We start from the raw sequence: 14,557 nt of genomic DNA on the forward strand, positions 1-14,557 counted from the left end.
GGAGTAACAGGTCCGACGGGGATAACAGGTCCAACAGGAGAAACAGGAGTAACCGGTCCGACGGGAACAACCGGACCGACTGGAGTAACCGGCCTGACCGGAATAACAGGCTTCACTGGAAATACTGGTCCCACAGGCTCAACGGGAATAACAGGCCCAACTGGAGTAACAGGTCCGATCGGAGTAACAGGCCCGACCGGAACAACAGGAGCAACAGGAATAACGGGAATAACAGGTCCAACTGGAGTAACAGGCTCAACGGGAATAACAGGTCCAACTGGAGTAACCGGCCCAACTGGAATAACAGGAGCAACCGGAATAACAGGTTCGACCGGAGTAACGGGCCCAACGGGAATAACAGGAGCAACCGGAGTAACAGGCCCGACCGGAACAACAGGCTCGACTGGAGTAACAGGCTTCACTGGAAATACTGGACCCACAGGCTCAACTGGATCAACAGGCCCAACTGGTGTAACCGGAGCAACAGGCAGAACCGGAGATAGAGGCGCGTCGGGCCCAACTGGAACAACCGGCCCAACTGGAACAACTGGAACAACTGGAACAACTGGAACAACTGGAACAACTGGCCCAACTGGAGTAACAGGAGCAACAGGAATAGCTGGAGACAGAGGTGCAACGGGCCCAACTGGAGCAACGGGAATAACCGGCCCGACCGGAGCAACCGGTCCAACGGGTCCAACCGGAGTAACCGGAGCAACAGGAAGAACAGGAGCAACTGGAACAAGTTTTACCACTTCGGGCTCGGCTGCAAATACTTCTGGAGCTACAATAGCACTTACCTTATTAACTCCAACCCCTATACCATTTCCTAACGCACAAAATTTATCGGCTGATATAACAGTTAACAACCCAACAGCTACTATTTTTACAATTAATACTAGTGGTAGGTATTTGATAACGTACCAGGTGTATCCTACATTATCCTTGTTAACTACTTTTCAATTATTTCGGAATGGTGCTGGAGTAGCAGGTACGAACATTGCAGCTGCCATAGGGATCAGTTTAGTCAGCAATCAAGTGATTATTAATGTAAATGCTGGAGACACGATCCAAGTTATGGTGTCAGCTACATTAGCAGCGACGGTGTCGTTAGCAGCAGGGACTACGGCGGCTACACTTTCTATTGTGAGAGTCGGATAATATTCAATTTGTTAGTTTAAAAAGTGACTACAAGTTATATTGAAAGCTATTTTGTGGTCACTTTTTATTAAAATTTAATTTTTAACAGTATGGCTTAATAGTTTAAAAGTTTAGTCATACATAAGTTCTTAATTTTTTACTATTGAGAGGGATTAAATTGAAACCAAAAAGACCAGATAAACCGAATTTACCAAGTATTGCCTCACCACTTGCGCCCCCACCTCCTCTGCCTCCTGTTCCACCGCCAGCACCACCTACACCACCTTCTCCAATACCAATACCACCAAAGTTTGATCCATGTATTCCAATCGATCTATGTGGAAATATTTTTATTCAAGAAGTTCTTGTTCAACCAGTTGTGTTGTGGGAGTTAGGAGAAAATTTAACTGCTCTTGCAACAATTTCAATCTATAATAGTGAAAGTAGTACAGACCCAATAACAATTGAAATAAATAGCAATAGCACTCATTTAATTACGGTGCTGCCAGGAAATACGAATAGTTACACAAGTAAGTATATAAAGTCAGTGAAAATCTTACCATCAAGTAGTCAGAATCCAATCTATGTAGAAGGGAAATATTGTATTACTGGTAGAATTCTGGAAAAATAATAACTATTTTTTAAAATTTTAAGTTTATTGCACAATTGCAATGAACTTTTTTTATATTTCAAAAAATAGGCGTACTTTATTTAGTAGCTTTACATATGATTTAAAGAGTGGTATGGTTAGTTACACAAGTAACTAACTAAACAACTAAATAGAGAAGGATGCTGCTAATGAAACCAACATTAGATGAATCACAGCCAATTTTTCAACAAATTGCGGTTATGATTATGGACGAAATTATTGATGGAAGAATTAAAGAAGGTGAACAAGTACCTTCAACTAATGAGTTATCACGATTTTTTAATATTAACCCTGCAACAGCAAGGAAAGGTCTACAAGCGTTAGTTGATAAGGAAATTATTTTCAAACAAAGAGGTGTAGGCATGTTTGTTTCTGAAGGTGCAAAAGAAAAGTTAATTCTAGAACGTAAACAACAGTTTTATGAAGAATATGTTGCACCTTTACTTAAAGAAGCTAACAGAATTCATTTAGACGAAGAGATGGTAATTGATTTAATCAAAAGAAAAAACGATTCAAATTAGGGGGATTAAAAAATGATCGAAATTAATAATCTAACATATGCCTATAATAATACGCCGGTATTAACTGATTTTAATTTTATTGAATCAGAGCCAAGGATTATTGCATTATGGGGAAGAAATGGCGCAGGAAAAACAACTTTAATGAGTCTATTAGCAGGCCATTATAGACCGGATCAAGGATCAATTAAAATATTAGGTCAAGAGCCATATAATAATTTAAATGCTTTAGAAAATATTTGTTATATACAAGAAAATCATCCTTTTGGTCATAACTGGCGAATAGGTGATCTGTTAAGGTATGGTAAATACTTTCATCCAAATTGGGATCAAGAGTTTGCTGAACATTTGGTTGAAATCTTTGAGTTACCACCAAGGAAAAAAATTGAAAAGTTTTCGAAAGGAATGAAAACTGCAGCACAAATCATTTTAGGATTAGCAAGTAATGCGAAAATAACAATTCTCGATGAGCCAACGAATGGATTAGATGCTGTAAGAAGAAAACAGTTTTACGATGCACTTTTGGAAAGTTACGAAGAAAACCCTAGAATCATTCTACTTTCAACGCATCATATTGAAGAAATTCAACCTTTATGTGAAACAATGGTTGTTGTAAATGATGGCAAGTCATTATTTTATGAGCAAATGGAAGTAATGAGAGAAAAAGGAATTATTCTATCAGGCGATATGGATGTTATAAAAGAAGTAACTAAAAATGTTTCAATACTTGATTCTTCTAAAATAAGTTCAACCCAAAAAGTAATGATTGATGAACTATTTACTGCTGAATGGAAAAAAATCGCTGAGACAAATCAGCTTACAATTGAAAAAGCAACATTACAAGACTACCTAATAAATAAAACACTTAATAAGAATAAAGGGGTGAAAAAATGAGGTCTATACAAGGTACTTATCAACTAGTTTTTGATGAATTTAAATGGTATTTTAAATTGTTTTCTTTAATTACTTTGTTCCTAACAGTTGTTTATTTATTGATTAGTGTAATATTTAAGATACCTTTACAAACTGGAGCTGCATTATTTGGACCGACTTATGGGGGAATTTGTACATTTGCAGTAGCAGCATTAGTCATACCGTTTCAAGTTGCAATTGGATTAGGAAGTACAAGAAGGCAGTTTTTAAAATCATATAATGTGATGGCAGTAGTTATGGTAATAACAAGCATAACTTACTTAAATATATTATATTTCATTATGAATGCACTATTAGACAAAGGAATAAATAGTTTTCGTTTTTTCCATCCTGCTAGATTAGTTTCATCAGAATATCATTTCTTTACTTATTATTGGGTAGATCTAATGATCGGGTTTATTATCCTAGGTCTTTCAGCATTCATTGCTGTATTAGTTAGACGTTTAGGTATTCTCTATTTTTTAATGACACTTGTCATTTTAAGTATTGTCATTACTTTCATATCAATAAGTGGTGTAAGTTCAACCTTATTTTCATGGATTTTAACTATTAAGCCGATCAATCTATTTTCGTTAATCGGGCTATTAGGAATTGTACTTCAATTTTTAACATATCCAATGATGAAAAATGCACCTTTAAAAATGAAAGGTAGAAATTAAAAGTATTTTAAAAACTGACCTGACTATATCAAATGTGCAAAAAAGTATGCGTTTTATCGCATACTTTTTTTCTAATCAAGTAATATAAAAATTAAGATTAACCTATCATTTCATTATTTTATAATGTAATTAAAAATTAAATAAGTTAGGAGATTGAATGATGTCATTTGCTATTCAACCAATCGCTTTTGTGAAGAATTCAAGAAAAGAAATTGAAGACGATTATTGGGGTTCGATCGTATCAGAAATCGAATTAGTTGATGAATTAAACGAAGAAGCATTCAGCGGTATAAGTGATTTTTCACATCTTGAAATTATTTTTTATTTTGATAAAGTTACTGACGAAATGATTCAATACAATGCAAGACATCCTAGAAATAATACTAAGTATCCAAAAGTTGGAATTTTTGCCCAAAGAGGCAAAAATAGACCGAATAAATTAGGGTTAACAACTGTAGAGCTTTTAAAACATAATGGCCGAATCCTAACGGTGAAGGGATTGGATGCCATTGATAGCACACCAATAATTGATATTAAACCAATCATGAGAGAGTTTCTTCCAAAAGGCGAAATAAAACAAGCAGAATGGTCAAAGTATTTAATGAAAAAATATTGGTGATTACGATATTATTTTTTAATTTTAGCACTGTTAAATTATAATGTTGTTTTTTGAACTTAAAAAGAGGTTGTCTCATTAGACAACTTTTAGAACTCCGATCCAACTAACATATGTATTAGTTGGATAAAAATAAAATGATTGTAACTACAAACAGAAATAAAGCTACAATAATACTTGGATTTTCAAAAGAAAATTTCTTTTGTTTTACCTTTAATTCAATTATGCCATTAATCATTATCGTTACACTTACTAATATAATTGCAAACGGTTGATACTCGTGATTACTAGTTATCAAACCAAAAATTGATATTGTTAGTGCAATTATAGCAAAGACAATCCTATATATTTTGAACAAAATATTACTCCTTTTTTAATTTTACAGTGTATTTTACATTATAAAACAATCCTTATACACTGCATTCTTATTAAACTATCCTGTTATTTAGTTGAATATGAAAATCAACAATTTACGCTAACAGAACTTACTTTTAAAAAGCACAGTTAATTTTAAATGTAGATTTTTGAACTAATAAAGGTTGTCTATTTAGACTACCTTTAGAACTCATATGTAACTAAAATATGCGCTAGTTGAGTTAGAAAAGGAAATACTCTTCAAAAAAATACCCATTTACCAATTGTAAATAGGTTAGTTAATATGTAGTTCATATTGAGATATGAATTTCTCTAATATATTAGTGTATATTTCTGGTTGGTCAATGTGTACAAGATGAGAGGCGAAAGGGATGACAGCTACATGGATATCATTATCTGCATTCGGATATGTAATAGTTCCTTTAATTTCATGTAGATTTCCCTCTCCAACCATAAATAAAATTGGCATTTTGAGTCCACTTAAATCACAGGTTATTTCAAAAGGATACCAATCTTCGTTCCTACCCATATAAATAAACTGTTTCCATCCTTCTCCATGAAGATTATTAAAATAATTGATGGCATCTTCATTCTGTAAGAGTTTTGATTGTTGTTCTACATTTTTCTTGTGGATTTCTAGCCAATCAGTAGGCTTTTCTGGCATTAGTCCAGAAATAGTTAAAGTTTTTACCTTTTCGGGAAACTTTTTACTAAAAAATAAAGCTACTAATGCACCCAAAGAGCAACCTACAATATGAGCAGATTGTATCTCATGATATTCAAAAGTATCCGTTAAATCTGTTGCTGAATCTATAAAGAAATTAGATAAATCATTACTTGTTGATTTCCCGTGCCCTCGTAGATCTGGTAGAATTACTTTATTCTTTTGTACAAAATAACCCCTTTGGTAATCGAAGTCAGTCATTCCAGTTTGTAAACCTGTATGTAAAAAGACAATTGGTTCACCTTCTCCTAAAACTTCGGTATTTAAGAGCATTTGTTACCTCCCGTTAATAAATTTATACTTTTTTACTATTCAACAATTACAGTTTAATACCTTTTCCTTATTTAGCTAGCTTCCCATTTTGTTCAATAAAAAACGAGCCATTTTTGTGACTCGTGACCTTCAACTATCTTACTCTTTAGAAATGCATTAATATTGATGAAAACTTGTTTTAGCTGGAATTATACTTTTGATAAGTTCAATGTCTTTTTCACTAGCATTAGTTACAACGAACTCAGTTCCCCAATGACCTGAATGAAATACTGGCACTATTCCTTTGTTTAAATTAACTGTGAACCATTTGAACTCTCCGATATTATTGATATGATGTTTCGATAGATACATCGAAAGAATTGAGTTTTTCATACCCTTAAGGATAGTAATACGATCTTCTTTATATATTTCAAAAGAATTGAGTTTTTTTATTTCTTCAAATGTGTCAATTTCTTCATTCCAACAATGAATTTCAATCGTATCAGATTTTAGTAAAAAGTATTTTATTAAAGGGGTCCAATAATCATATTCCTCATTCACGGGTTTGGGAAAGGTTGAATGATCGTCCGTATAAGTTGGAATGTGAAAAACTAAATTCTTTTGCACAAAATCACTCCTCTAAAAAAAATTTCCGAATTTATTTTCTATTTTTTATATTAGTCACTTCAAGTGTTTTTGCTCTCAATTGATGAGATTTTTTGTACTTTTTTCATATATGAAATTAAAGACATAACTCCATTGTCTACATTTCCAATGAATTGTTTTTTTAACCTCTCATCTAAGATTAATTGCCTTAAGTTCAACATGCAGCTCATTTTGCCAGTCAACAATAAATAATCACTTTATAAAATTTTTAAAAAGTTTTTAATTTCTTTTTAAATACGTTTTATTTGGATTTTAAACCTCTAAGTTAAGATTGTTCTCGTAGGTTACTTCGGTAATCAAAAAAAAAACCGGATTGCTTCAAGTAGTTGATTAAGAAATTTCAATTCGAAATTACTTTTCGCTTAAAAACGCTTGAAACAATACCTAATAACTGGAGGTTCAAGAAGATGAACAAAATTAAATTAATGTATGATATTACAAAAACAATGAAGAAAAAAGAGCAAGTGAAAGTAAATTTGGATGCTGAGATTTTAAAGAATGGTCAAAAAACAGCATTCTTTGGTGGCGAGTTTGACAAGGATTTAACTAAACATTCTTTCCACCCATTTCAACACCGTGGCAGAAGACCTTTTGGTCCTGGATTCAGAAACAGAGGATTTTTTGAACAAGGTGGCAATGGGGAATACCAAAATAGTGAATTCTGTCAAGAAAACATCAAACAGGATGAATTAAAAGAACATAAATTCCCTTCAAAATTTAAAATGGGATTCTCAAGAGCGTCTATGTTTTTTGGTTTATTAAGCAGTATTGAAGTTCAAGAAACTGAAAATGGTGCAACGCTCATGCTAGATTCAAAGGATATTCCGGAAGACTTAAAAGAATCTTTCAAAGAAATGCGTGAAAATCGCAAAAAGTTCATGTTGGGTATGCAAAGAGCTAACTGTTCCAACAAGAATCCAATGAGTTTTTTACAAGAAGTGGAAGACCCTAACTTCTTAGTGAAAGCGAATGTTAACACAAACAACGAAATTGAAAGTCTAACTGTCTATGCTAAAGGCTTAAAAAATCATGAAGATACGCCGCAAGAAGTGTTGGAATTGAAATATCAATCAACATTTACTTGGAAATAAAACAGCATAACACATGAAATCACAGAAGAAGAGTACAATTATTTTCAGGATATATTGATTAAATAAAGAAGTGATTTTTGTTAATCATTCGAGAAAGTCGAGTGTTCACGCACTTAGACTTTCTTTATTTTATATTCAGCTTTTATTTGTCAATTTCTATCTATCTATTTCATACAATCATATAATAAAATGACTAAAGAAACACCAATACTATTAATAGATGAAATGGCAAATTAATTAACCATCCAATAAAAACAAGGCGGAGTCAAAATGACTTGGAGACAAAATAGTAAGAAAGAAAGACCGCATTTCTCTTCCTATCATAGAGGGCATAAACCTCATCGCAACGATATAAGAAAATTCGTGCGTTTTTTTAGAATTTTTATCCCAATCACGATTTGCTTAAATATTATCGGTCTATTTACAGTTTTCTCTTGGATCGGGCGACCAGCTCAATTTGGCATCGTCATTATCGTGTTACTTATTGGTTTTATCGGTTCTCGATTCCAAAGAAATTTTGAAGGAAAGATCGTGCATCCGATTGAAAAATTAAAAAAAGGCATGAGCGAAGTTGCTGATGGAAATCTAGATATTGAGGTAAAAGTAGATACACACAATGATGTCGGGCATTTGATTTCTTCTTTCAATCAAATGGTACGAAAATTAAAAGAGAGCGAACAATTGAAACAGGAATACGAGGAAAATCGCAAACTATTAGTTACCAATATTTCTCATGATTTAAAAACGCCAATCACTTCGATTCAAGGCTATATCGAAGTATTGCAGGACGGCACAATTTTATCAGACAAAAAAAAATCTCAGTACTTAGATGTTATTTGGAAAAATGCTCAATACATGAATAAGCTAATCGATGATTTATTTTTGTTTTCGAAGTTGGATATGCAGAAACTTGATTTTGATATCGAGGAAGTTGAAATTAACCCATTCATGGCTGATCTTTCAGAAGAATATAAGTTTGATTTTCATGAAAGGGGTCTAGAGTATATTTTCTCTGATCTGACGGAACATACGAAAGTTGTAAAAGTAGACCGAAAAAGACTACATCAATCCATTCAAAATATTGTTAGTAATTCATTGAAATATGGGGACAACGAGAATCTGCAAGTAGAAATGATCCTTTCATCTTTTGAAAATGAAATAAAAATTACAATTCGAGATAACGGAAAAGGAATTACAAAAGCAAACTTAGAGAGAATTTTTGAAAGATTTTATCGAGTGGAAGATGCAAGAACAAAAAATCTTGAATCTACTGGTCTTGGACTTTCTATTTCAAAGGAATTGATTGAGGCAATGGGTGGGAAGATTGAAGTAGAAAGCGAACTTGGAAAAGGGACTAGTTTTCATATTTATTTAAGGGTAATGAACACGACCAACTAAGGAGGGGATTTCGTGAATATACTGATCGTAGAAGACGATTTGAATATCGCTGAACTTGAAAAAGATTATCTCGGCTTAAATGGCTACGATGTAACGATTGAGACTGATGGTTCGCTTGGGAGCAAAGAAGCTTTGACTGGGAATTACGATCTGCTTATTGTTGATCTGATGCTCCCAAACAAAAACGGTTTCGAAATTATCAAAGAAGTACGTGAAAAGTACGAAATTCCCATCATCGTTGTTTCAGCCAAAAATGAAGATATTTCTAAAATTCGAGGATTAGATTACGGCGCAGACGATTATTTAACGAAGCCATTTAGTCCTGCTGAACTTTTAGCAAGGGTGAAATCTCACCTTAACCGTTATAAGCGATTGAAAGGACATTCAAACGTCGTTTCCCTAATCAGTATTCGGGGCTTAGACATTGATGCTACCTCACACAAAGTTTCCATCCGTGGGAAAGAAGTGTCTTTTACAACGAAAGAGTACGATTTATTACTGTTTTTAGCTCAAAATGCAAATGTTGTTTTCACAAAGGAGCACTTATTTGATCGGATTTGGGGCGATGACAGTCTCGGAGACACGGCAACTGTTGCGGTTCATATTCAAAAAATTCGAAAAAAGCTAGAAAAAGATCCTTCCAATCCAGAGTACATTGAAACACTTTGGGGTACAGGATATCGATTTAATAAATAGCTTCTAAAAGAATCCTTGATTAATTCGTTCCTCAAAATTTATGATTGTTTTTAAGTGAATTCATATTGAACTAATCTGTGATTACATAAAAAAATCAATAATATATATAAAACAGAGTCTTTAAAAAAGAAAAGATTGTCCTAAAATATCTCTTAATTTTGGGACATTTTTTTTTGCATGTGTTGCAGATTTTTCCAAACCTTCGGGTCTACTACTATAAAATAATCGTTAAATTTTCATTAATTAAAATGAATAGGCTATTAAAAAAGGTGAAAGTATTACATTTTCCCCCAAATTATTTTTTTGAAAGTTTTGATGGAAATTCTATAAAAAGGATAAGTGGATTTCGATTTTTTTAATTTATTTTACTTAATACGACATTAAATGTTTTTTATTGACCTTTAATTTTTCCCTTCTTTTATTAAAATTCCCCCAATACTTTTCACGAAAAACAATCGTTATAATGTAAATTGAGCGATTTTTCTGAAAAATTAACTAAGAATTTGTCGTTTTCTTTATCTACTATTAGAAGAGAGTTGGAGGTTATTTAAATGAAGGGGTTAAGCGGTAAGATATTTCAAGCTACATCAGTCCTTGCTTTAGCTAGCAGTACGATTTTAGGAACCACAATGGTGACGAAAAAGCCAGTTTATGCAGTTTCGAGTGAAGCAGAAAGCATTCTTAAATCTCTTACGTCGGAACAAAGAACAGCTTTGAAACAATTAAATATTGCTGAATCAAAGACTGGTTTACGATTATCTGGTGATATCGACTTGTCAAGCGATAAAGAAGTATCTGTAATTGTTGAATTTAAAGAACGTCCGGCAAAAGTAGCGCAATTTGAGAAAGCTACAGAAGGTGAATCGATTACTTTAAAAAAAGCGAATGAGAATGTAACGAAGTCTCATGTACGCTTTAAACAGCAATTACAAGAAAAAATGGGAAATAAAGCGAAGGCTGGTAAGGAAAAATATCGAATTAAGTATACATATCAGAACGCCTTTAACGGTGTCTCATTGACACTTCCAGCAAATCAAATTAAAGATTTGTTAAAAATGGATACAGTTAAAGCTGTTTATAGTGACTCAACAGTTCAAATTACCCCACCTACTGAATCTGCAGAAGCTAAAGATGAAACAAAGGTTGATAGTTTACCATTTTTAAAGATTGATAAATTACATGAAGAAGGTTTTACAGGAAAAAATATAAAAATAGGTGTGATCGATACCGGTATTGATTATAACCATCCTGATTTAAAAGATGCATATAAGGGTGGATATGATTTTGTTGATAACGATAATGATCCGATGGAAACTACATATGATCAGTGGAAAACTTCTAAAAAGGCTGAAATTGTTAATGGAAGCACATATTACACAGAACATGGGACACATGTTTCAGGGACAATTGCAGGTCGTGCGAAAAACAATTCTGAGTATAAAGTAACTGGGGTAGCCCCTGATTCAGATTTGTATGTATACCGAGTATTAGGTCCATATGGATCTGGTTCGAATTCAGCAGTTATCGCAGGTATCGATCGTTCCGTTAAAGATGGAATGAATGTTATTAATCTTTCTTTAGGATCGACATTAAATGATCCTTTAGAAGCTACAAGCTTAGCGATTGACAATGCTGTATTAAATGGCGTTACAGCTGTTGTTGCTGCAGGAAACGCTGGTGACAGTTTATATACTTTAGGTTCGCCAGGCGCAGCGGCACTTGCATTAACTGTTGGAGCTAGTTCTGTTCCTACTAAAGTAACAACATTTGCAAGTGATTTTTCAGTCAATGGTAAAGGAACAAACAGCACTTTACAATTGATGACGAAAAAGTGGACAGATAATTTCACAAATATGTCTGGAAAAACATTTGATATTGTCAACGTAGGTGAAGGCGGAGCTACTGATTATACTGGGAAAAATGTACAAGGTAAGATTGCGTTTGTTGCTCGCGGTACATATGCACTAGTTGATAAAATGAACTATGCAAAACAAAATGGTGCTGTTGGTGTAATCATATACAACAACAATGCTTCTGAAGGGCAAATTCCGTATTATTTAGGAGAAAGCAATGATAATATTCCAGTATTTTCGATGACAAATATAGATGGATTGACGATAAAGGATTTATTTACAAATGGAACACCTTCTGTAACATTTGGAAATATTGGCGAAGCTGAAATTCCTGGTGATGATTTAGCTAGCTTTAGCTCTCGTGGCCCATCGGGAACTTTATACGACATAAAACCAGAAGTCACAGCACCTGGTGTTGATGTATTATCAACTGTTCCTTCATATATAAACAACAAAACTGATGTAACTGATTATTCTTCTGCATACATGAGAATGTCTGGAACATCAATGGCAACTCCACATGTCAGTGGGATTGCTGCATTACTTTTACAAGCACATCCTGACTATACTCCAGCAGATATAAAAACTGTTTTGATGAATACTGCAGATCCTTTAAGAAGTAAATATAGTGTGTTTGAAGTAGGGGCTGGTAGAGTGGACCCTTATGAAGCGATTTATTCACCAGTTGAATTAGCAGTACAGGATACAACACCTTTCATCAGAAATAATGAAAAAGTCATGATTGACGAGCAAACTGGAGGACTAAGTTATGGGTTTATTCCATCTAGTAAAAATGATATTTCGAAAAAGACTACTATTTTAATTACGAATCATTCTGAAAAAGCGCAAAAATATACTGTTTCAGTTGAATATAATGTTGGCGCACGAGGTTCTTTAGATGCGGATGCAAATGGGGTTAGTATAACAGTACCAAAAAGCATTAAAATTGATCCGAAATCTCAGGAAAAGATTGCTGCAAAACTAAGCATACCGGCTTCTGCAAATAAAGGGACTTATGAAGGCTATATTCAAGTTGTGAATGAGAAGGACCCAAATGATCATTATCAAATTCCTTTTGGATTCCGTTTAGTAGAAGAAGGATTTGAATATTTTAGAGCTCACTCACCAAGCATTTCTACTAATCGTGCAACTAACCCATATAGTGTTAAGGCGTCTGATTTAGATTTTAAATTAAATTCACCTATGAAAACAATGGATTTTATTTTACAGGATGCAAAAACAAATAAAGATTTAGGGATAATCGGTACTGCAGATATTTCTGGTGCAAATGTAGATACAGATTATTACCTGCAAAAAGCATTTGCTGGAAGATACTTTCCATTTACAGGGAATTCTAAACAACCGATTGGAGGAACATCGGTTTTAGCTACCGACGGGTTATATAAAATGAAAGTTATTGGTACAAATGCGGATGGTAAACAGTTTACAAAGATTGACCAAGTTTATATAGACAATAACCGTCCAAACTTTATACTTGATAATACAAATGCGCTACCTAAAGGTGATTTACCATTTGTTGAATTGGCACCTGGACAAAAGACAGTCACGTTATCAGGTAGTGTTATAGATGATGAAGCAAAACAAATGGAAGCAAGCGGCATGAGTGTAACTCAAGCAACAAATAATGTTTGGTACGGACCGAATTCACCAGCTTTTGGCATTGCTTCAGATGCAAATGGTAAGTTTTCAAAAGAAATATCTGTTGATTCACCTAACGCAGTCAATATGCTTCAATTTGTAGGAGCAGATCGAGCAGGTAATTCAACAAATGCAAAAATTATTTACTATATGAAACCAGGTACACAATTTATTTACGCTAAACCAAATAAAGAGTCGTTTACAATGGGTGACAAATTAACGTATACATTTTATGCACACGGCTTACAAAATGCAAAAGATTTAACATTAAAATTTGACTACACTTCTAGATTTTTTAAGTCAGTTGTATTAAGTAAAAATGCATCTTTATCCGACGATACACAGTTTACAGTTACTTCAACAGGAACTACGAGTAAATCAAATACAATTAATATTAAAGCACCTGGAGATGGATTGAATGGTGATTTACCTTTATTTGATATGAATGTAGATACGAACGAAAACGAATATGTCAATGTAAGTACGATATTTTTCTTTATAACTTCATCAAATTATAAAGATAATAATGGTAAAACAATTAGTCCATATACTCAAGTTGGTTTAATTCCAAGTTATGCTGCAAGCTCAACTGCTACGGCAAAACTCAATGCTGAAGCATTATTAAATGCAAACGGAAGTTTTAATTTTGCCATTGATTACACGACGATTGGTGCAGATGTTAAAGCAAAAGACTCAAAAGGTATAATATATAATGGAGAAGTTCAAAAGAACGGCAACGTAGTATTTAGTAAACTTCCAATTTCAGAACAAGTATATACGGTTATCGTAGATGTTCCTGGTCATTTTACGACATATACGCCTATGGAAATTGGTCGAAAAGATCGAGAAATTAATATTGGTGAAAATATTTCGTACCCAACTGTAAGAGAATATGCAGGCGATATAAATAAAGATAATGTAATCGATGTAATGGACGCTTTATATCTTCAAACATATTGGGGAACAAATAAACGAAGTGCCGATCTTAATTTTGATAAAGTCGTAGATGCAAAAGACTTTGCATTATTTGAAAAAAATTATTTACTACAAAATCAATATGCTGAAAATGCACCAAAACCTGTACAAAAATATAAAGGGAAAACACTTGAAGATATTAAAAGTGAATTAGGACTTAAATAATAAGTAAGACAATTTATTAGGCTTGTAGACAAATTGGAATTCGTTCCATGTCTACAAGTTTTTTTTGTATAATAAAAAATTATTTTTGTTATATGAAAAATAGACACTGACTTTACCCGATTATATTAATGTTTATGCTTATTAACTAGCAGATAATAAAGCAATCCATAAAAAATAGAATAAAAAAA

General features: G+C 33.3%; 13 protein-coding genes. 10 read left to right on the forward strand and 3 right to left on the reverse strand.

The window, feature by feature from the left end; translation table 11 throughout:
• The 6 genes from CN692_RS19855 to tsaA form a co-directional block, all read left to right on the forward strand.
• On the forward strand, positions 1-1,161 hold a 1,161-nt coding region (locus CN692_RS19855; RefSeq protein WP_142317556.1), incomplete at its 5' end, for a collagen-like protein.
• Positions 1,162-1,318: 157 nt separating this feature from the next.
• Positions 1,319-1,771: an S-Ena type endospore appendage gene (locus CN692_RS19860; RefSeq protein WP_098120852.1), complete on the forward strand. Its 453-nt coding sequence runs from the start codon at positions 1,319-1,321 to the stop codon at positions 1,769-1,771.
• 167 nt (positions 1,772-1,938) lie between these two features.
• On the forward strand, positions 1,939-2,310 hold the full coding sequence (locus CN692_RS19865) for a GntR family transcriptional regulator (protein ID WP_098120853.1): 372 nt from the start codon (positions 1,939-1,941) through the stop codon (positions 2,308-2,310).
• Between the two features lie 12 nt (positions 2,311-2,322).
• Entirely contained in the window at positions 2,323-3,201 is an 879-nt protein-coding gene (locus CN692_RS19870; protein WP_098120854.1) for an ABC transporter ATP-binding protein, read from the forward strand.
• Complete coding sequence (locus CN692_RS19875; RefSeq protein ID WP_098120855.1) at positions 3,198-3,899, forward strand: hypothetical protein; 702 nt, start codon at positions 3,198-3,200, stop codon at positions 3,897-3,899. Before CN692_RS19870 ends, CN692_RS19875 begins: the two co-directional genes overlap by 4 nt.
• 160 nt (positions 3,900-4,059) lie before the next feature.
• Positions 4,060-4,518, forward strand: a complete 459-nt coding sequence (gene tsaA / locus CN692_RS19880; RefSeq protein ID WP_098120856.1) for a tRNA (N6-threonylcarbamoyladenosine(37)-N6)-methyltransferase TrmO — start codon at positions 4,060-4,062, stop codon at positions 4,516-4,518.
• Positions 4,519-4,633: 115 nt separating this feature from the next.
• Here tsaA and CN692_RS19885 read toward each other — a convergent pair whose 3' ends face one another.
• From CN692_RS19885 to CN692_RS19895, 3 genes are all read right to left on the reverse strand, one after another.
• Entirely contained in the window at positions 4,634-4,873 is a 240-nt protein-coding gene (locus CN692_RS19885) for a hypothetical protein (RefSeq protein ID WP_098120857.1), read from the reverse strand.
• 291 nt (positions 4,874-5,164) lie between these two features.
• A complete protein-coding gene (locus CN692_RS19890) occupies positions 5,165-5,887 on the reverse strand; it encodes an alpha/beta fold hydrolase (protein ID WP_098120858.1) in 723 nt (240 codons plus the stop codon).
• Between the two features lie 156 nt (positions 5,888-6,043).
• On the reverse strand, positions 6,044-6,493 hold the full coding sequence (locus CN692_RS19895) for a hypothetical protein (RefSeq protein ID WP_098120859.1): 450 nt from the start codon (positions 6,491-6,493) through the stop codon (positions 6,044-6,046).
• A 446-nt stretch (positions 6,494-6,939) separates the two neighbouring features.
• Between CN692_RS19895 and CN692_RS19900 the strand changes: the two genes are divergently transcribed.
• From CN692_RS19900 to CN692_RS19915, 4 genes are all read left to right on the forward strand, one after another.
• The gene (locus CN692_RS19900; RefSeq protein WP_098120860.1) at positions 6,940-7,623 is read left to right on the forward strand and encodes a hypothetical protein; all 684 of its coding nucleotides are present in this window, start codon (positions 6,940-6,942) and stop codon (positions 7,621-7,623) included.
• Between the two features lie 270 nt (positions 7,624-7,893).
• A complete protein-coding gene (locus CN692_RS19905; RefSeq protein ID WP_098120861.1) occupies positions 7,894-9,021 on the forward strand; it encodes a sensor histidine kinase in 1,128 nt (375 codons plus the stop codon).
• A 12-nt stretch (positions 9,022-9,033) separates the two neighbouring features.
• On the forward strand, positions 9,034-9,717 hold the full coding sequence (locus CN692_RS19910) for a response regulator transcription factor (RefSeq protein ID WP_098120862.1): 684 nt from the start codon (positions 9,034-9,036) through the stop codon (positions 9,715-9,717).
• A 551-nt stretch (positions 9,718-10,268) separates the two neighbouring features.
• Positions 10,269-14,369, forward strand: coding sequence for a S8 family serine peptidase (locus CN692_RS19915; RefSeq protein WP_098120863.1), 4,101 nt, complete (start codon positions 10,269-10,271; stop codon positions 14,367-14,369).
• The last annotated feature ends 188 nt before the right edge of the window (positions 14,370-14,557 follow it).

Origin of the sequence: Bacillus sp. AFS002410 (assembly GCF_002556365.1) — a bacterium.
In the GTDB taxonomy this organism is placed as follows: domain Bacteria; phylum Bacillota; class Bacilli; order Bacillales; family Bacillaceae_G; genus Gottfriedia.

Bases quoted from the DNA above. Each gene is read 5' to 3' on its own strand.
- CN692_RS19865 (WP_098120853.1), top strand. From the start codon at position 1,939: ATGAAACCAACATTAGATGAATCACAGCCAATTTTTCAACAAATTGCG.
- CN692_RS19870 (WP_098120854.1), top strand. From the start codon at position 2,323: ATGATCGAAATTAATAATCTAACATATGCCTATAATAATACGCCGGTA.
- CN692_RS19875 (WP_098120855.1), top strand. From the start codon at position 3,198: ATGAGGTCTATACAAGGTACTTATCAACTAGTTTTTGATGAATTTAAA.
- tsaA (WP_098120856.1), top strand. From the start codon at position 4,060: ATGTCATTTGCTATTCAACCAATCGCTTTTGTGAAGAATTCAAGAAAA.
- CN692_RS19890 (WP_098120858.1), bottom strand. From the start codon at position 5,887: ATGCTCTTAAATACCGAAGTTTTAGGAGAAGGTGAACCAATTGTCTTT.
- CN692_RS19900 (WP_098120860.1), top strand. From the start codon at position 6,940: ATGAACAAAATTAAATTAATGTATGATATTACAAAAACAATGAAGAAA.
- CN692_RS19905 (WP_098120861.1), top strand. From the start codon at position 7,894: ATGACTTGGAGACAAAATAGTAAGAAAGAAAGACCGCATTTCTCTTCC.
- CN692_RS19915 (WP_098120863.1), top strand. From the start codon at position 10,269: ATGAAGGGGTTAAGCGGTAAGATATTTCAAGCTACATCAGTCCTTGCT.